At 39.1% G+C, this 19,419-nt stretch carries 19 protein-coding genes and 1 other RNA gene; 11 read left to right on the top strand and 9 right to left on the bottom strand.

Annotated elements, in window-relative coordinates; genetic code table 11:
* Positions 1-9: 9 nt before the first annotated feature.
* From ACXITR_RS03925 to nuoH, 5 genes are all read right to left on the bottom strand, one after another.
* Positions 10-273: a YciI family protein gene (locus tag ACXITR_RS03925; RefSeq protein ID WP_457995923.1), complete on the bottom strand. Its 264-nt coding sequence runs from the start codon at positions 271-273 to the stop codon at positions 10-12.
* A 30-nt stretch (positions 274-303) separates the two neighbouring features.
* Positions 304-3,009: a bifunctional acetate--CoA ligase family protein/GNAT family N-acetyltransferase gene (locus ACXITR_RS03920; protein ID WP_457995922.1), complete on the bottom strand. Its 2,706-nt coding sequence runs from the start codon at positions 3,007-3,009 to the stop codon at positions 304-306.
* Positions 3,010-3,097: 88 nt separating this feature from the next.
* Positions 3,098-3,550 carry a hypothetical protein gene (locus ACXITR_RS03915; protein WP_457995921.1) on the bottom strand — a complete coding sequence of 151 codons (453 nt, stop codon included), beginning with the start codon at positions 3,548-3,550 and terminating at the stop codon, positions 3,098-3,100.
* Positions 3,551-3,566: 16 nt separating this feature from the next.
* Positions 3,567-4,163 (bottom strand): GNAT family N-acetyltransferase, encoded by a 597-nt coding sequence (locus tag ACXITR_RS03910; RefSeq protein ID WP_457995920.1) that lies wholly within the window; start codon positions 4,161-4,163, stop codon positions 3,567-3,569.
* An 84-nt stretch (positions 4,164-4,247) separates the two neighbouring features.
* A complete protein-coding gene (gene nuoH / locus ACXITR_RS03905; RefSeq protein WP_457995919.1) occupies positions 4,248-5,366 on the bottom strand; it encodes an NADH-quinone oxidoreductase subunit NuoH in 1,119 nt (372 codons plus the stop codon).
* 165 nt (positions 5,367-5,531) lie between these two features.
* Here nuoH and ACXITR_RS03900 point away from each other — a divergent pair, with 165 nt between their 5' ends.
* Positions 5,532-6,281, top strand: coding sequence for a hypothetical protein (locus ACXITR_RS03900; RefSeq protein ID WP_457995918.1), 750 nt, complete (start codon positions 5,532-5,534; stop codon positions 6,279-6,281).
* Positions 6,282-6,410: 129 nt separating this feature from the next.
* Here ACXITR_RS03900 and ACXITR_RS03895 read toward each other — a convergent pair whose 3' ends face one another.
* The gene (locus ACXITR_RS03895; RefSeq protein ID WP_457995917.1) at positions 6,411-7,229 is read right to left on the bottom strand and encodes a glycosyltransferase family 2 protein; all 819 of its coding nucleotides are present in this window, start codon (positions 7,227-7,229) and stop codon (positions 6,411-6,413) included.
* 202 nt (positions 7,230-7,431) lie between these two features.
* Here ACXITR_RS03895 and ACXITR_RS03890 point away from each other — a divergent pair, with 202 nt between their 5' ends.
* The 4 genes from ACXITR_RS03890 (at position 7,432) to ACXITR_RS03875 (ending at position 11,210) form a co-directional block, all read left to right on the top strand.
* Positions 7,432-8,256, top strand: coding sequence for a DUF1350 family protein (locus ACXITR_RS03890; protein ID WP_457995916.1), 825 nt, complete (start codon positions 7,432-7,434; stop codon positions 8,254-8,256).
* A gap of 120 nt (positions 8,257-8,376) precedes the next feature.
* A complete protein-coding gene (gene lnt / locus ACXITR_RS03885; protein WP_457995977.1) occupies positions 8,377-9,897 on the top strand; it encodes an apolipoprotein N-acyltransferase in 1,521 nt (506 codons plus the stop codon).
* Positions 9,898-10,006: 109 nt separating this feature from the next.
* The gene (locus ACXITR_RS03880) at positions 10,007-10,414 is read left to right on the top strand and encodes an ArsR/SmtB family transcription factor (protein ID WP_457995915.1); all 408 of its coding nucleotides are present in this window, start codon (positions 10,007-10,009) and stop codon (positions 10,412-10,414) included.
* A gap of 184 nt (positions 10,415-10,598) precedes the next feature.
* Complete coding sequence (locus ACXITR_RS03875; RefSeq protein ID WP_457995914.1) at positions 10,599-11,210, top strand: FHA domain-containing protein; 612 nt, start codon at positions 10,599-10,601, stop codon at positions 11,208-11,210.
* A 6-nt stretch (positions 11,211-11,216) separates the two neighbouring features.
* Here the strand turns inward: ACXITR_RS03875 and rnpB are convergent.
* Positions 11,217-11,589: RNase P RNA component class A (rnpB, locus tag ACXITR_RS03870), an RNA gene on the bottom strand.
* A 459-nt stretch (positions 11,590-12,048) separates the two neighbouring features.
* Here rnpB and ACXITR_RS03865 point away from each other — a divergent pair.
* Complete coding sequence (locus ACXITR_RS03865) at positions 12,049-13,035, top strand: RNA polymerase sigma factor, RpoD/SigA family (protein ID WP_457995913.1); 987 nt, start codon at positions 12,049-12,051, stop codon at positions 13,033-13,035.
* 177 nt (positions 13,036-13,212) lie between these two features.
* On the top strand, positions 13,213-13,962 hold the full coding sequence (locus tag ACXITR_RS03860) for an outer membrane protein (RefSeq protein ID WP_457995912.1): 750 nt from the start codon (positions 13,213-13,215) through the stop codon (positions 13,960-13,962).
* Positions 13,963-14,023: 61 nt separating this feature from the next.
* Here the strand turns inward: ACXITR_RS03860 and malQ are convergent, their stop codons facing one another.
* Both malQ and psb30 read right to left on the bottom strand, forming a co-directional pair.
* Positions 14,024-15,541: a 4-alpha-glucanotransferase gene (gene malQ, locus ACXITR_RS03855; RefSeq protein WP_457995911.1), complete on the bottom strand. Its 1,518-nt coding sequence runs from the start codon at positions 15,539-15,541 to the stop codon at positions 14,024-14,026.
* A 96-nt stretch (positions 15,542-15,637) separates the two neighbouring features.
* The gene (gene psb30, locus ACXITR_RS03850; RefSeq protein ID WP_457995910.1) at positions 15,638-15,769 is read right to left on the bottom strand and encodes a photosystem II reaction center protein Ycf12/Psb30; all 132 of its coding nucleotides are present in this window, start codon (positions 15,767-15,769) and stop codon (positions 15,638-15,640) included.
* Positions 15,770-16,016: 247 nt separating this feature from the next.
* Here psb30 and ACXITR_RS03845 point away from each other — a divergent pair, with 247 nt between their 5' ends.
* The 4 genes from ACXITR_RS03845 to ACXITR_RS03830 form a co-directional block, all read left to right on the top strand.
* Positions 16,017-16,358: a YkgJ family cysteine cluster protein gene (locus tag ACXITR_RS03845; RefSeq protein WP_457995909.1), complete on the top strand. Its 342-nt coding sequence runs from the start codon at positions 16,017-16,019 to the stop codon at positions 16,356-16,358.
* A gap of 165 nt (positions 16,359-16,523) precedes the next feature.
* On the top strand, positions 16,524-17,306 hold the full coding sequence (locus ACXITR_RS03840) for a type 1 glutamine amidotransferase (RefSeq protein WP_457995908.1): 783 nt from the start codon (positions 16,524-16,526) through the stop codon (positions 17,304-17,306).
* 120 nt (positions 17,307-17,426) lie between these two features.
* Complete coding sequence (locus ACXITR_RS03835; RefSeq protein WP_457995907.1) at positions 17,427-19,016, top strand: NAD(P)H-quinone oxidoreductase subunit 4; 1,590 nt, start codon at positions 17,427-17,429, stop codon at positions 19,014-19,016.
* Between the two features lie 290 nt (positions 19,017-19,306).
* The coding region (locus ACXITR_RS03830; protein WP_457995976.1) for a helix-turn-helix domain-containing protein at positions 19,307-19,419 on the top strand (113 nt) is incomplete at its 3' end.

The raw sequence follows: 19,419 nt of genomic DNA, 5'->3' as shown, positions 1-19,419 counted from the left end.
AATTATCAATTAACTAACAATACACCATTGATGTAAGACGTATTCAACACATTTATTTTGGATTAGGGGATCTTTTTCGATAATGGTTTTTGCTTCTTCTATGGAGTCGGCTTTAAAGATTAACATACCGCCTTCGTCTTCATTCCAATAACCTGTTTTTGCCTCATGCCCTAATTGATTTAACTCTTTTACATACTGTAAATGATCAGGAACATATTGATCAAAAATGTGTTTAGGTACTATGCCTTTTTCTATTTTTACAAACCAAGCCATAAGTTTTTTTTAAATCTATTTAAAACATTTTTATATTATATTATCAATGGTCAAAATTGCTCTAATTAAATGATCTTGACTATGTAATTCAAAGCCAAGTTTGCGACAAAGATTTTGCATGGCATGGTTATCCATTAACATATCCGCCCTCAAATATTTGATCCCTTCTCGATGGGCAATGTTAATCATGCTTTGGGTTAATAACGTTCCTAACCCCTGATGTTGATAGTTATCTTTTATTAGTAAACCAATATCCGCACACTCTAAGTCTCCGTGAATTCGGCTTAAACGTGCGATCGCCCTTATATCCCCCATATTATCACAGGCAACCAAAGCGATCTCTCGATCATAGTCAATAAAACAAATACGGGCTAACCGCTCATGGGAAACTAAAGATTGACGGCTGATGGAGTGAAAAAAGCGAAAATAAACCGATTGCTCAGATAATGAGGCACAAAAATTGACAATCTGGGGCTCATCTTCGGGGCGAATGGGGCGGATGGTGAATTGATCACCATTACTCAGGGTATGATGACTAATATATTGATTGGGATAGGGGCGAATAGCAGAGCGGGGAATATCTTTTAGCTTCGTATCAGGGGGATATAACAACACCCTTGCATCTAAACTAATTAACTGGTTTTCGTTGGCAAGGAGAGGATTAATATCGATTTCCTTAATAAACGGTTGTTCGATTACTAATTGGCTAAATAAAACCAAAATTTGCTCTAATTGGGCAATATCCACGGGTTTTCTACCCCTTACCCCCTGTAGAGCAGTAAATATCTTAGTACGCTCGATTAAACGCCGTGCTAGGGTAGTATTGAGGGGCGGTAAACCAAGGGCTTGATCTTTAAATACCTCTACCAATTCTCCCCCCGTACCAAATAATAACACCGAGCCAAATTGTGGATCATCACTGCTACCCAAAATTAATTCATACCCCGTCAGGTTAACCATGGGTTGTACCGTTACCCCCAAAAAGTCCTTTTCACTGACCCCACTTTTTATGGTCTCAAAGGCAGTTTTAACGGCTTCCTCATCCCTCAAATTTAACTGTACACCGCCCACGTCGGTTTTATGGGTAACAGTCTCAGAATGCAATTTAAGCACCACTGGAAAGCCTATTTTAAGGGCGATCGCCCCTGCTTCGGAGGCATTAAGGGCAATGTGGGTTTCCACCGTAGGAATTCCATAGGCCTTTAGTAGTTGTTTCGATTCATATTCCGTTAATAAACTACGCCCCGTAGCTTGGGCATGATTAATTATTTTAGAGGCTAAAGGGCGATCGATTAACCCCTCCGACTCAGCAAAACTAGGAGTTTCATAAAGGGCATTCAAATTATTACTATAACGCCACATCAAATTAAACAACCGCGCCCCATCATCAGGATAACTCTGGGTATAAATATCCGCCCGATTGAGGATTTCCCTCCCCGTTGCCACCGTGCTACCCCCCATCCAACTAGCAATAATCGGCTTGTGCTTAATTTTTTTAGATACCTCCAACAAAGCCTCCGCCGTCTGAGTAGGATCCGTCATATCCTGAGGAGTTAGAATAACCAATAACCCATCACTATTTTCATCCCCAGAAGCAATCTCCAACGCCTGAGCATACCTTTGCGGGGTGGCATCCCCTAAAATATCAATGGGATTACTACGACTCCAATGGGGCGGTAAAATATCATCTAACTTTTTAATGGTTTCCTCACTCAAATTAGCCAACTTACCCTTTCCCCAAGTCAGGGCATCCGTCGCCAAAACCCCCGGGCCTCCCGCATTGGTTAAAATAGTCAAATTCTTACCCTTCGGGCGAGGTTGCTTCGCCAACAACTCCGCCATATTAAAAATCTCACTGATGGTATCCACCTGTAAAACGCCACAACGGCGAAAAGCAGAAGCCAACACCTCATCACTGCTCGTTAGCGCCCCCGTATGGGAAGCTGCCGCCTTAGCTGCCTCCTCCGTGCGTCCCCCCTTAATGACAATTATCGGCTTTGTTAAAGCCACCTCCCGTGCAGCGGAGATAAAATCCCTCGCATTACCAATGGACTCCATATAGATAACAATACTTTGGGTTTGCGGATCATCCCCCAAATAATAAATCAAATCTCCCCAATTTACATCCAACATCGAGCCGATGGAGATAAAAGCACTAAAGCCCAGATTTTCCCGTAAACTCCAATCGAGAATGGACGTACAAAAAGCCCCACTCTGACTAATAAAACCCACATTACCAAGACGAGGACTAGCACTGGCAAAACTAGCATTTAAACCCGAACTAGGGGAAATTAAACCTAAACAATTAGGCCCGATAATTCTTAAATTACCTTTTTTAGCTTCCTCTAAAATTTCCTGCTCTAACTTGATGCCTTCCTCTCCAATTTCCTTAAACCCTGCCGAAATAATAATCGCTCCCTTTACCCCCGTTTCCACACACTCACGAATTAAAGCGGGTACAGTAGGTGCTGGGGTGGCAATAATGGCTAAATCCACCACTTCAGGTAAATCATGGAGACTAGGGTAAGCCCGAATCCCTAAAATACTTTTACGCTTGGGGTTAACAGGGAAAACCGTACCCCCAAAAGGATGACTAATCAAGTTCCAAAGTAAAGTACGCCCCACACTGCCTTCTTTTTCCGTTGCCCCAATTAATGCTACCGACTTGGGCGCAAACATAAACTTGAGGGGGTTGTAGTAAGTGCGCATGATGTCATGGGCTTTATCGGTTCTCATGGGGGTTTAGTTAATCATCTTTTTTCTACAGCTTGATTTTATCTCATTATTTTTACTTTCAATCTTCTTTCACAATGTTTTAAGAGTGTCAGAGTCTATTAACTAAATCCCTTGTTTTTCTAATGGTATCAGGTAATACTCCCACCAACAGGGCAAATATTTCATCGGGTAGTTTTTCGGCGGTTTGACTATCAAACCAATGCTCAAATTGATTGAGGATAACTTGCGCCCTTTCATGGGGAATCGGGTTGGCGGTAATTTGATGGGTTAGTTTTACCCATTGTCGTCTCAGTAAGTATGCCTTTTGTCTTTCTGAACTGTTTTGTGGTACGAATAAAGATAATTTACCTACGGGAATAACATCTACTAAATCCTGGTCAAAAATTCCTCCCACTATGGCCCCGGGCCCTGCAAATTCGGCATAATATTTTTTAATCAAAATTAGACCGTTTTTCCTCTTCGGATTAACAATTAACAGAGGTTTTTCTTTGACAAATTTATCTAAATCATCATAGATATTAGTAGGGGGGTTTTGACTCATGGGAGATGAATGAAAGTTATTTTAAGGTGTTGTTAAAGGTTTTTTCTAATAAAAGACGGCGTTTGCTTTTGATAAATAGGCTATAGAGGTTTGTTTCTTCTTGCTTGATGGTATAGCCATTTTGGAGATAGACTGTTTGCCCTGTTTTATTTTCGGCTAAGACATGGAGGGAAAGATTTTTATGCCCCCAATTGTGAGCAATTTCTTCACATTTTTCTAGCAGTTGGGTGGCGATGCCTTGACGACGAAATTCTTTTTTTACGGCAAGATTTGATATGTAGGGAGATTTTTGTTTATTACTCCAACCAGATATTTTTCTGAGGGAGATTTCTAGGGTGCCGACTATTTTTTCTTTTTCTGTGGTGGTGGCAGGAATAACGGCTATTAAACAACAGTAGTCTGAATTATTGCTATAAATGCGATCGCGCAAATCCTCGGCAATACCCATTTTCATCAGGGGATAAAGCCATCCCATCCATGGAGAGAAGTTATGGAAACCGTAGGTTAAAACTTCGGCAATTTGACGAATATCCTCGGAGGTTGCAAGGCGAATCAGGGGGCAACCATGGGATAGGGAGTGGTTATGATGGGAAAAGGATAAGGATGATGTCACCAGTTTTTAATGAATTAAAAATTTAATACTTTTGTGTTACCAAAAAGTGTGGGGCGAACAAATGTCCGCCCAGATGTTTTTATTTTAACCTCCAAAGGCAACGGGGAAGGTAAGTTTCAGTGCTGCGGTGAGTAATAAGTTTACCAGGGCCACAGGTAACAAAAATTTCCAGCCTAAATCTAATAGTTGGTCAATTCTTACCCTGGGTACTGTCCAACGTAATAGTACCGCAATAAATACTAAAAAGTAGGCTTTTAATACGGTCATGGAAATACCAAGGGAGGCGGTAATGACTTGTAACCAAGGGGTGTTTTCACTTACTCCTAACCAACTAGCTAGGTTTTGAATGGGAATGGGGAAATCCCAACCACCAAGATAAAGTACCGCTACGATGAGCGCGGATAGTACGAGGTTAACATAAGAACCCACATAAAAGAGGGCGAATTTCATCCCTGTATATTCGGTTTGATACCCTGCCACTAATTCTTCTTCTGCTTCGGGTAAATCGAAGGGTAAACGCTCACATTCGGCTAAGGCTGATACCCAAAAGATGAGAAAGCCCACGGGTTGGCGCCAGATATTCCAGCCTAAAATACCATAGCCTGATTGTTGTTCTACTATATCAATGGTACTAAGACTGTTGGACATCATAACGACGGCGAGGACGGCGAGCGCCAAGGGAATTTCGTAGCTAATGGATTGGGCCGCTGCCCTTAAACCACCGAGGAGGGAGTATTTATTGTTGGAGGAGTAACCCGCCATGAGTAAGCCGATGGGGGCAATACTAGAGAGGGAAATCCAAATAAAGATACCTACATTTAAATCGGTGATGACAAGGTTTTGTCCGAAGGGTACGATTAAATATGATAAAAATACGGGGATTACTACCACGGCAGGCCCTAGGGTAAATAAGATGGGATCTGCTTTGGCGGGGGTAATATCTTCTTTAAAAACTAATTTAATACCGTCGGCAACGGGTTGTAATACCCCTAAAGGTCCAGCATATTCAGGGCCAATCCTTTGTTGGGCGGCGGCGGAGATTTTTCTTTCTAACCATACGGTTACTAATACTCCTACGGTTGCACCGATAATCATTAAGACTAGGGGTAATGGTATCCAGAGGGTTTTGGCTAACTCTGGGGGTAATCCTAAGTCGATGAGGGAGGTTATAAAACTTCCTTGTAAATCGATTCCTGAGTTCATTTTATTTGTTTTATTTATTTGCTTCTGGACTTCATTTTATATTAAAGTTACTTATTGAACCAAGATTTGCTCTTTTTTGTCTCCAAAAAGGTTTTGATGATTATAATTTAATGCTAGGATTATTATCCTAAAGGGAGGCTGGTTGTTACTGTTGTTTTTTATTATATGGTGAAGGCTAAACGGTCTAATTTTTATTTTCCTCGTAAATTACTCGCTCGGTATTCTGGGTTTTTGAATGCTACTTATACCCCAAAATTTTATCGTCGCTTGGGTTGGTTTTTGCTTGGTTTAATGGTGGTGGTGGATGATAGGGGTTTAATTTTTTCTAGTTTAGGGGCGATCGCCCTGTTGTTTTTCCTCTACAATTATCAAGGATTCTCTTTTTCTTCTGTTCAGGTATTTTCTCGTTTTTTTTCATCCCATAATCGTCGTTTTACTTTGGCGATGGCAGGGAGTGGAATCGGTGCGATCGTCCTTTACATTAGTGCTAAAATTTGGTTAGAAATAGATAGTCATTGGTTAGCCACGGCCATCATTTTTCAAGGGTTAGTAAGTAGCGGTACTTTTGCCTTGTTAGGTTGGTATTTTTATCAGCAACAAAATAATAAAAAAGAAACCTTTGAACAACATATTAATTATCTAACCGCCGAATCTCCCCTCAAAAGATTAGATGGATTAAATAAACTCATCAACCGATGGGAAACAGGAAAAATAAACCTCTCCCAAACTACATACATGATTGACTATCTACTAATCATGAAAAATAACGAAACCGATTTTGTTATCATCGAAAAACTAAACTACCTTCTCCATCAAATTAACCCTCAACTCAATAACTATTCTAAAAAAGAAATAGAAAAAAAACCTCTTAACATTCCTCACAAATATAAAACAAAAATTGCCATTAACAACTAAAAATTAAAACCGTTACTTATTTTGGGCATAAAATATTATTAAATTACAGTAAATGTAAAATAATAAAACTATTATGATGCCCTATGGCTATCAAAATAAGTCAAGATGCCCCACTTCAACTAAAAATAATTATTCCTTTTGTTTTAACTCCTCAACCTTCAAAATAATCAAATACTCATAAAAACTCTGTAAAACACACCAAGCAAAACCAGCCCTACCATCCAAAAAACCCCTTAAAATAAAATACATATAAATCCAACGAAAAAAAGGGCGAAAAGGAATCCAAAAAGATAAATCTTTTAACGCCCGACGACGAATAACCTCCGTCTCCCCAAAAAATAAATCTCGCCAACGAATAGTTTTATTTATTTCCCTTTGCTTAATATTTTCCATCGCTTCATCCGTAGAATAACGATTATGCTTTTCTAACCAGCGACTTAAACCCTTACTACAAGTGTAATGGGGATAAATATTTTTTAAATATCCCGTTTCCCCCTCGCAAACTTCCCTCTCCGCATGACCAAAATCGATAAAAGAAACCTTACCCTTTTTAAATAAACGCATTTGATGGCGAGGATATTGGCTACTATATTTTATCCAACTACCCAAAAACATCATCTTTTCTGCCACATAATAACCCACATACTCAGGATTTTTTATAGCCTCCAAACATTCATTAAACAACTCAGGAGTAAACCTTTCATCAGCTTCTAATAAATATACCCAATCATACTTCGTTTCAACGTTTTCCAACATCCAATTTCTTTGTTTTCCGTGGGATTCAAAGCCGTGTTGAAAAATCTTGACGGGAAATTGTGAAGCGATTTCAATAGTTTTATCACTACTAAAAGAATCAACCACAATAATATCATCACATGCAGAAGCCGACTTTATACAATCAGCAATGTCAATTTCCTCGTTATAGGTAAGGATAAAAATAGAAAACATTTAAAATATATCGCCAAAAATACTTTGGATAAAGGGATAATAAATAATTGTTATTTTAAAAAATTATTATGATTAATCTTAACCATTTCAAGTATAAGATACAAGGCAACATTTAATCCTAGTAGGAAATAAAACCAATACTTTTAAATGGGATTATAATGGTTATAACCTTAGAAAATAACCACAAACAGCATATATTTCCATGGAATGGCAAGAAAGAAATGGTAACTGGATACTAACCCCCTCTCAACCCATCGGTATTATACATTTTCTCGGTGGTGCCTTTGTCGCTACGGCCCCCCATATTACCTATCGTTGGTTATTGGAAAAACTTGCATCCCAAGGATATTTGATTATTGCGACTCCTTTCGTTAATACATTAGATCATAAAGGCATAGCTCTTTATGTATTAAACAAATTTGAAAATCTTTTACAAAGGTTAGATAACAATACAGGATTAGAGCTAAAATATCTACCTATCTACGGTATGGGGCATAGTATGGGATGTAAATTACATCTTTTAATCAGTAGTTTATTTGAGGTAGAAAGGGCAGGAAATATTTTAATTTCATTTAATAATTATCCCCTGCAAAAAGCTATTCCTTTCATGGATCAAATTATTCCATCTATTACGGATAATCTCAAGAATAATTGGAAAATTGACCCTAACCTACAATTTGAGTTTACCCCATCCCCAGAGGAAACTAAGAATATTGTTAGCGAAAATTATTCGACTCGTCGTAATTTGTTAGTAAAATTTAGCAATGATAATATTGATCAAACTTTAACCTTACAACCAATTTTAACAGAGCTTTTTCCTAACATGATCTCGACCCTAACTTTAGAAGGAAATCACCTCACTCCCCTCGCACAAGACATAGAATGGGAAGTGGGGGAGGTTTTTACTCCTTTTGATGCCATTGGGCAGTGGGTAAAGCAAAGTTTCTCTCGTGATATTTATGTCCTTGAAAAAGAGGTTTCCCGGTGGTTAAATCCTGCTCAGTATTCTTTTTCTGAAAATCTATAATGCAATAATATTACTTTTTAACTGTTATTTGCATGTTCGTAAAACATAAAATATTATTTGATTGTTATTAATTACAAATAAGTTTTGAGTATTTTTTTTTCCTTTTTAGGTGGTATTTTAATGGGGTTAACGGTAGCCCCAACAAATTATTGGTTTTTGGCATGGGTGGCAATGATTCCCCTTTGGATGGGTATAGAAAAAGAGTCTTTATCAAAAACTCTTCTATCCTGTTTTGTTTGGGGTTGTGGTTATCATGGTTTGGCATTATTTTGGATTACAGGGATTCATCCCATGACATGGATGGGCATAGGTTGGTTAAATAGTGTTTTAATCGCTTCGTTTGCTTGGATTTTTATTACTTTTTGGGGAGCTGGATTGGTTGTGGCTTGGGGAGGAAGTTTTTATTTTCTTCTTAATTATATAGACAGTTTTAAAAAAGGAATTAATAATCTTTTTGTCAAGATTTTATTAGGGGCTATTTTATGGTGTTTACTAGAAAAAATATGGAGCTTTTCTCCCCTTTGGTGGTCATCTATTGCTTATACTCAAAGCCCATATAACTTAATTATTTTACAGTTACTAAAAATATCTGGTATTACGACTTTAACGGCAGTAATAATTATATTTAATAGCTTATTGGCTGAGGGGCTAAAGGTTTTCTGGTTGGATTTTAATACTAAAAGTAATTTTGTTAACAATCCTTTAAAGGGATTATCATTAACTATTTATGGTTTGATAATATTAATTTTCTCCCATGGCTTGGGTTATTTTTTTTATACTCAGCCGATGGTTAATAATGATCAAGAAATGATTAGGGTAGGCATTATTCAGGGCAATATACCTAATACTATCAAATTATATGAGTCTGGGGTGGGAAGGGCGATCGCCCGTTACACAGAAAGTTACGAAAAACTGAGTCGAGAAGGAGTAGATTTAGTTATAACCCCAGAAACAGCTATTCCTTTATATTTTGAGGACATCAAAACCAAAACAAAACTCTACCCAGCCATAAAAAGGGAAGAAACCCCCATGGTTTTAGGAGCATTTGGCAAAAAAGAAAATAACTTCAGTAATAGCCTTTTTAGTATCGACGGGGAAGGTAGCGTAATTAAACAGTATGACAAAGTGCATCTTGTACCCCTAGGGGAATATATACCCTTTGCCCCCATCCTAGGCAACTTTATTAACCGTTTATCCCCCCTCGATGCCCATCTAATTGCGGGGGAAAAAAATCAAACCTTTATTACCCCCTTCGGAAAAGCCATTGTCGGTATCTGCTACGAATCCGCCTACGGAGAGCATTTTAGACAACAAACTAACCAAGGGGGCAAATTTATCATCACATCCTCTAACAATGCCCACTACAGCGAAGCTATGCCGTCTCAGCACCATGCCCAAGACGTAATGAGAGCCATTGAAAATGACCGTTGGATGGCAAGGGCAACGAATACGGGATATTCAGGCATCGTTGACCCCCATGGTAACACCATCTGGCTTTCTGAGATGGATCAATATCAAACCCATCAAGATGAAATATACCTTCGCCAAACTCAAACCCTTTATGTGAAATGGGGAGACTGGCTGAGTAATTTGTTCATAATTATATTTATCGGGTCATTAATTTACTGTATAATGATATAGTATTCTGACCATGTACCTTTTTCCTGAGTCAAATCACTAAAATCTTTTCAAACCCCCAGGCAAAGGTTTAGCCAGTAATCAAGATATTAATTTTATTGAAGTAAAAAATATGAGTAATTTGACAGAAGAGAAAATCACCACCGCTGTTACCTCAGAGTGTTTAATGGCGAAAATGTCTCCCTCAGCATTGAATCTTGTGGCGGATTTTTTTAAAGTTTTATCCGAAGGTAGCCGTTTAAATATTGTTTGTGCTTTGCGTAGTGGTCAAAAAAACGTCTCCGAAATTATCGAAATTACTAAGTTAGGACAAGCAAACGTTTCTAAACACCTTAAAATCTTGGCTGGGGCTGGGGTAGTCAGTCGTACTCAAAAAGGTATTAATGTTTATTACCAAATATCTAATCCTTTTGTATTTGAATTATGCGATTTAGTTTGTAATTCTTTATCCATTCAAATTGAGCAACAAAATAAACACTTACATTTATTGAGGGCAATGCAACAAACCATGGAAAATTAATGAATCTAAAGGGTAAAAGTACCTGTAGGAAGCCGATGGCGATTCTATCTTTCATTGCTACACAGCAATTATCTGTTAATTTTCTTAAAAATTATTATTTTTTCGAGTTGAAAAGTAGAGTTAAAATTGTTTAGATAGCATCACACCATAATAACCTGAATACTTTTACCTTAGATATATAACAATGATTACCTGTCCTAATTGTCAATACGAAAACCCTGACGGGGCAACATTCTGTGAACTTTGTTTCACTCCCCTAGGGGAGGGGGCTACGGTTACAAAATGTCCTAACTGCAATGCTGATGTCCCTCCCAATGCAACGTTTTGCGGAGAGTGTGGTTTTAGCTTAAGTTATGATGTTGAACCTGATAAGGTGGATAATTTGGAAATAGATGAACCTAATGCCCCTAGTGTGTCTTCTGCGACAAGGGTGGAAAGTCAAGTTAAGCAAGAAACTTTGTTACAAGTACCCCTAGCAACCCTTCTTCATGTGCAAACAAATACACCCATTGAATTAGCTTCTGATTTACCTGTAATTCATATCGGTAAGGTAAATGACACTGTACCTCCTGATATTGATGTGTCGGGTTTCCCCAATTCTCAGATTGTTTCCCGTGTTCATGCGGATATTCGTCAGGAGGGTGGCTCTTATTTTCTGGAGGATACGGGTAGCGCTAATGGTACTTATGTTAACCATGTGCCTTTGGTGAAGGGAAACCGTCATCGTTTGAGTAATGGCGATCGCATTGCCCTGGGGAAAGAAGATAAAGTAACCTTTATTTTCCAAATGAATTAGAAGAAAACAGAGAGTTAGACGTAAGCCGGATTCTGTTCCCTAAATATTTTAGGGGGTAGTTATCTATCTAGGGTGATTGTTACCAAACACCTCAAGCGGTACACCAGAAGCGGAATAGGAAAAAGATCAACCTTCATTCCTCCGACCTTGCTTCCAACCGGGGTTTACCGAGCCAGTACCTCTCGATACTGCTGGTGCGCTCTTACCGCACCTTTGCACCCTTACCGTCAAAATTTTGAAGGCGGTATGTTTCTGTGGCACTATCCTCACGCTCACACGCACTGGGCATTACCCAGCAAGTCTGATCTTTGGGAAGTCCGGACTTTCCTCAAGCTAGGTTCACAGGAAGACTCTAACTTGCAACTACCTCACCAACTCTCTGTGATGTATATTTTATCACCCTAAACCAACTAATAAATATTTATTTTGCCTTGAGTAGATTAACTTTTTTTAGTTCAAATGTACTGACTATTTTTATCCATAACTGGGAAACATGGTAATAAGGAGAAAAGAGAACCGAAAACTGACGTTCGGTAATTACTGAAGGGAAAGAGTTTAATAATAACTCAAAATAGGTCATTATATAAAGTAGTAGTTAACAAATTGTTATATTTTTATAAATATTTTTTAAGGTTTAGTAACTATAAACGAGATTTCAGGGAAAAAAATTTACAATAGTGAACTTTTTTTTACAAATCAATGTCTATAGAAATAGTAAGATAAAAAATAGACCTAATTTGGAGATTTTTAGGAAACTCCAGAAAAATAAGGGATTTGTTTTACCATAACAATCCTATCACAAAAAAATTGCGCTTGAAGTTAGGAGAAGAGAAGCCCTATGCCCACTGCCAAATTAAACGGAACGGACAAGAAAAAAATTAATACTGTAGATATGGTGCGTACCTATTTACAAGAAATCGGAAAAGTCCCCCTTCTGAGTCATGAGCAAGAAATTGTTTTCGGGAAGCAAGTGCAGGAAATGATGTCTTTGTACGCCCGAAAAGAAGAATTAGCCGAAAAACTTGACCGTGAGCCAACTTTAGAGGAGTGGGCAGAGGCTGTGGAAAAAAGCCCTGCGGAGCTAAAAAAACTTATCCATCAGGGTAAACGAGCCAAGCAAAAAATGATTGAGGCGAATTTACGTCTAGTAGTGGCGATCGCCAAGAAGTACCAGAAAAGAAATATGGAATTTTTGGATCTAATCCAAGAAGGTAGTCTCGGTTTAGAAAGGGGAGTGGAAAAATTTGACCCCACCAAGGGTTTTAAATTCTCTACCTACGCTTATTGGTGGATTCGTCAAGCCATCACAAGGGCGATCGCACAACAAGCCAGAACCATCCGTTTACCCATCCATATTACCGAAAAACTAAACAAAATCAAGAAAACCCAACGGGAACTATCTCAAAAGCTAGGCAGAAGCCCCAACCAAAGCGAAATTGCTAGCGCCCTTGACCTAGAACCCTCTCAAATCAGAGAATACTTCAGTATCGCCCGTCAACCCATCTCCCTAGATGTCAAAGTAGGAGATAACCAAGATACCGAACTATCCGAACTCCTAGAAGACGAAGGATTATCCCCCGATAAATACATCACCCAAGAATTGATGCGTCAAGACTTACACAAACTTCTAGGGGAATTAACCACCCAACAACAAGAAGTAGTAAGACTACGTTTCGGGCTAGAAGACGGAAAAGAATTATCCCTCGCCAAAATTGGTCAAAGAATGGGAATCAGTAGAGAAAGAGTACGTCAACTAGAACAACAAGCCCTTGCTCATCTTCGTAAAAAACGGGGTAGCGTAAGAGAATACATTGTTACAGGCTAATAAATAGTAACAACAGGTTTTCTTCTCAAAAACCATAAGCCAGATTATGCCATTAAAAATCATAGTCTGGTTTTTTTGTGGGGTAGTGTCAAGATTAGTAACAACTATCATTATTTAAAAAAATATTTAGTTAGGATCAAAGCATAAACAAAAATTATTGTGTTGAGGAGCAAGAAAATGAATAAAACATTGCTATGCTTAATCTCTTGTGCTAGTTTACTTTCCATCAGTATGCCGGGGATAGCCTCAGAAGAAACCTTTGTTGATAACGATAATACCCTTGAATCAAACCTCTTTGAGTCTCCAGAAGAATTTGACAACGTTTCCACCTCATCTACCGCCCTTCAATCTTTTGAGATAGATTCTTCCAACACCACAATCTTTAGCAATACCCCCGAAGAATCAGAAATTGCCCAAAATATGGGTGGAACTTCCACCTCCTTCAACAACTGGTACGCTGGAGCCAGTTTAGGGGTATTCTTTCCCAGTGACGGATTTTTAGACAATGGTTTTGGCCCCTCCGCCTATCTCGGTTATCAATTTAGCCCCAACCTAGGAGGAGAAATAGGACTATTATATGCAGGTTCAGACTTAAGTGGTCGTACAGGAGATGCCAACATTCTCTCCGTAATTGCCAGCGCCCGTTATAGCGCCCCCTTTGAAGGTAGTGCCAACTGGAACTATTTTGGTACTGCAGGGGTTGGATTTACCCGCTCTTCCATCACTGCCCCCGCTAGAACTGTGGGAAATGTGTTTCAACCAGCCATTGACAGCCGAGACACCTCATTTAGTTTTGAAGTAAAAGGAGGAGTAGGATACGAATTTACCACAAATACTTCCGCTTTTGCTCAACTAAGATACCTCAATGTTTCTGGAGGTAATTCCAATTACTTTTCCACAGAGCTAGGGGTTCACTATAAATTCTAATCTTCTTTTCAAAATGTAGGGTGGGCATGGCCCACCTTTTTCCTTTCAAGCAATACTTTCCCTATATCGGTTGTCTGCCATAAAGATAAGTTAAAAATTGGAGATGTTGCCCCATATCCTCCGTCAAATGATGGTCAAGATAACGCCAACTCCAGTTATCATCCACCGTGCCAGGGGTATTCATCTTAGAATTAGTACCCAAGCCCAATAAATCCTGTACAGGAAAAATTGCCATATCCGCCACAGAAGCCAACGCAAGGCGAATCAAACTCCAGTGGATACCCTCATCACAAATCCCTCCAAGATAATCCACCACGGCTTTACGTCCTTCAAAAGAGCGTTTTTCAAACCAACCCACCGTAGTATCGTTATCATGGGTACCTGTGTAAACAACACAATTACGCTTATCATAATTGAACGGTAAAAAACCATTGGCTCGATCAGAATCAAAGGCAAAATGAAGTATTTTCATTCCAGGAAACTCAAACTTATCCCGTAGCGCTTCCACCTCTGGGGTAATTACCCCCAAATCTTCCGCCACGATAGGTAATGTACCTAATTCCTTTTTCAGAATCGTAAAAAATTCCTCTCCGGGGGCTTTTACCCACTCTCCATTCATAGCGGTGGTTTCTCCCTCTGGCACAGCCCAAAAGGCTTCAAACCCACGAAAATGGTCAATGCGCATAATATCTACATATTCCAACATCGCTTTGATTCTTCTTACCCACCAAGCAAAGTTAGTTTTTTGTAAGGCTTCCCAGTTATAGACAGGATTTCCCCACAACTGCCCTGTTTCACTAAAATAATCGGGGGGTACTCCCGCCATGGATGCAGGGGCTCCAGTTTCTTCGTCTAAGCAAAAAATACTTTGATTTGCCCACACGTCCACACTATCATGGGCAACATAGATGGGAATATCTCCAAAAATCTGGATTCCCCTTTCATTGGCATAGTTTTTTAAGTTGCACCACTGACGGAAAAAGCTAAACTGTAAAAACTTATGATAAAACATTTCATCCCCTAGCTTTAGTTGCCATTTTTTTATGGCTTCAGGCTCTCTTTTGGCGATGTCTTTTTCCCACTGAAACCAAGCTGCCCCATGGTGATATTCTTTTAAGGCCATGAATAGGGAGTAGTTTTCTAACCAGTCGGCGTAATCGTGGCAAAATTGGTCAAATTCTTGTTTATATTCGTCTTCTTCTCTTTTTCCAAAGGTATCAAATGCCTTTCTCAGGAGGGGATATTTTGTTTCTACCACTAAGTCATAGTCAACCCTTGAAGGATTGGTGTGTTTAAATTTTTCTTGGGCTTGGTTTATATCTTCTTCCGTTAGTAAATCATCTCCATAGAGAATATCAAGGCTGATGAGAATGGGATTACCTGCTAAGGCAGAGTAACATAAGTAGGGGGAATTACCGCTTCCTGTAGGGCCTAGGGGCAATATCTGCCATACTTGTTGATCACTGCTACGAAGAAAATCGACGAAGCGATAAGCTCCTCCCCCAAGATCTCCAATACCATAAGGACCAGGTAGTGAGGTAGGATGGAGTAGGATTCCACTGGAGCGACGATCAAACATGAGTTCTAGTTGGTTGTTTTGTACGATTTTATCTTAGCAAAGAGGACTTATTCAGCAACCATTTATTTGTGACTGATTGCTGAATGGCAGTATTTTTTATAGATCTCCTCTTAGGGCATAGAGAATAAAAACAATTACAGGTCCTGCGATGAGGATTAAACCAACGGAGGTTAGCTGTAAGAGTACTTCAAAGTCAACGTTACTAAAAAAGTTTGTGATAAAGTCCATATTTGCTCCTAAGTAGTTAAATTATTATTTATGATACTGATTGTGCCTTTTTGGTATTAAGCCATAAATCTCTTGATATAAAATAGAGTTATGAATGTCTTTTTGTTCTGACGTTTTAATACTTTTTTTAGGGCTGAATTAGTATTTTTTATTTTTTATACTGACAAAATATATCATACTAGGAAAGGTTGCCCTCCATGGTGGTAATTTCAAGAAAATTTATTAAGTTTTGTTACGAGGTTTTGTTATGGGCAAATGGCGATGTATAGAAGGTTGTGGTGCTTGTTGTAATTTAGATCCTTCGGAGCGCCCTGATTTGGATTCTTATTTGAGTCCTGAGAATCTGGAGTTATATTTGAGCATGGTGGGGGAAAATGGTTGGTGTATCAACTATGACCATGAAAATAGGAAGTGTACTATTTATGAGGATAGACCTAGTTTTTGTCGGGTGAAGCCAGAAACTTTTTTACAAATGTTTGGCATTGAGGAGGAGGAGTTTAATGATTTTGCCATCGATTGTTGTGTTCAACAGATTGAGGGGGTTTATGGAAATCCTAGTGAGGAGTTAGAGGCTTATGGGGCTGGGTAGAGAAATAATTGACAATGGACAACCAACAATGGACAATTTAAACCGACATTAAAAGAATCTTTATTCCCCGTTGCCTATCTAAACGAGAAATCATTGTCAAAATCAGCAACACCTGAACATTTTTATTATTATCTAACACTTTTAAGTATTAAAGCTCTCTGAAATATGGAATTAAATATCGGCTGGTTATATCCTAATCTAATGAGTACCTATGGCGATCGTGGTAATGTAATTTGTATTCAAAGGCGTTGTCAATGGCGTAATCTGGCTGTAAATATTTTACCGTTAGATCAAGAGGCGGATATAAGCAGTTTTGAAAATTTTGATTTGGTGGTAGGGGGAGGTGCGCAGGATAGGCAACAGGAAATTGTCATGCGTGATTTACAGGGCGCAAAGGCGGACATAATTAGAGAAAAGTTACATTCAGGTACTCCGGGGGTTTTTACCTGTGGCTCTCCTCAACTGTTGGGAAAATATTATGAACCTGCTTTGGGGGAGAGGATTGAGGGTTTAGGTATTTTGGATTTAGTGACTAAGCACCCCGGGCAAAATGTCCAGCGTTGTATCGGCAATGTGGCTTTTGAGTTGGTGGGGAATCCTTTGGCGGATGATATTCAACGGATGATGGGGGGGGAGTCTCCTGTGGTGGTGGGTTTTGAAAATCATGGTGGTAGGACTTATTTGGGGGATGTGTCGCCCTTGGGGAAGGTGTTGAGTGGTTATGGGAATAATGGGGAGGATGGTTTTGAGGGGGCTTTTTATCAAAATGCGATCGCAACCTATGCCCATGGTCCTTTATTACCTAAAAATCCTTTCTTAGCTGATTGGTTAATCATAAAGGCGATCGCCCATAAATATCAAGAAAATATCACCCTAACCCCCCTTGATGACACCCTCGCCCACCAAGGCAGAAAAGCCATCCTCAAAAAATTAGGTATCAAGCATTAACCCTGATCATTCCATCTCCCTGATAAATTCACCCTTTCAGCAAAACGTCAATGATTAGTTGTCAATTGTAACAAAACTTCATATAATGGAAAATGTAATAAGTATAAATTACTATTAATCATGTTTACTTATGATTTTCCGTACCTTACAGCAATTATAGCCTTACCATTAGTTGGTGCTTTAGCCATTCCCTTCATTCCCGATAAATATGGCAAAAACACTAGAAATTATGCTCTTTTCATTGCCTTAGTAAACTTTGGATTAATTATCTACGGCATATCCCAAAGCTACACCATCGGCGCTAGTGAACTTCAACTGCAGGAAACCTATTCATGGCTTCCTCAAATCGGTTTAAATTGGTCTTTGGCCATCGACGGCATTTCCATGCCCCTAATTGTATTATCAGGTTTAATCTCCACCCTGTCTATCCTTGCATCTTGGAAAGTTGATAACAAACCAAGACTATATTTCTTTTTATTATTAGTTCTTTATAGCGCCCAGATTGGGGTATTCGCAGCCCAAGACTTACTATTATTCTTCATCATGTGGGAATTAGAATTAGTTCCCGTTTATATCTTAATATCTATCTGGGGAGGAAAAAAACGCCTCTACGCCGCTACCAAATTTATCTTGTACACCGCCCTAGCCTCTATTTTTATTCTCGTTTCAGGACTAGCCCTAGCATTTTATGGGGATACCTTCACCCTCAACATTGCCGAATTAGGTTTGAAAAACTATCCTCTTACCCTAGAAGTTTTGACCTATACCGGTTTCCTTATCGCCTTCGGGGTAAAACTGCCTATCTTCCCCTTCCATACATGGTTGCCCGATGCCCATAGCGAGGCTTCAGCCCCTGTATCCATGGTTTTAGCGGGGGTTTTATTGAAAATGGGTGGTTATGGTCTAATTCGCTTTAATATGGAGATTTTACCCGATGCCCACATCAAATTTGCCCCTCTTTTAATTATCCTTGGGGTGGTAAACATTGTTTATGGTGCATTTACTGCCTTTGGACAAACTAACCTCAAACGTCGTCTAGCCTCTTCCTCCATATCCCACATGGGATTTGTCTTAGTGGGCATTGCTTCCTTTACCGATTTAGGGATGAATGGGGCGATGTTACAAATGATTTCCCATGGCTTAATTGCCGCCGCTTTATTCTACCTCTCTGGGGTGGCTTACGAGCGCACCCATACCCTAATGATGGACGAAATGGGTGGGATGGCGAAATTGATGCCCAAAACCTTTGCCCTATTTACCACCGCTTCCATGGCATCCCTTGCTTTACCTGGGATGAGTGGTTTTGTCAGTGAGTTATCTATCTTCCTCGGTATTGCCCAGAGTGATGCTTACAGCTCTACTTTCAAAATAGTTGTTACTGTATTGGCAGGGGTAGGTTTAATTTTAACTCCTATCTATCTACTATCTATGTTGAGGGTGGTTTTCTACGGCAACCAAGAAAATGCTTTAGAGTTGCCCCGTTTTGGAATAGATGCTAAACCCCGTGAGGTATTCATAACCACTTGTTTGATATTACCTATTATCGCCATTGGTTTATATCCTAAGTTAATCACCACTACCTATGATGTGGATACCGTTGAAGTGGCATCAAAAGTAAGGGCTGCATTACCTGTGATTGTCGAAAATCATGTAACGGCTATCAAGGTTGCAGAAGTTGATTTATCTTCCATGCCCCAAATTGAGCGTTAATCAATGATAGTTTGATTTCCCGTTAATTCTCCTTCCTCATTTTTGGGGGGGGAGATTTTTTTGTTTGAATATCATACTTGATCCGTAAAAAAAAGTACAATAGTAGAACGATTAAGCCCATTGTCCATAAACAATCAATAAAAATACAGTTTATCAAAAATTTTGGGTATAAAACCCCGTCATTCATGACGGCTTTATATTTATTACAAGATATATTAATAAATTGTAAGCATAGATGGTATACTACCATTTAGTTTAACAATACCATTTAGTTTAACAACCCCCAGCAGATGCTGAATCTAACGTTCAACTACAAGCTAAAACCTACGGCGAAGCAAATAGAAATCATTGAGCATAATCTTGATGTCTGTAAGTCAGTATGGAATCACGGTTTGTATGAACG

It is taken from the genome of Cyanobacterium sp. (assembly GCF_054166785.1).
This window is presented reverse-complemented; position numbering and strand designations above follow the sequence as displayed.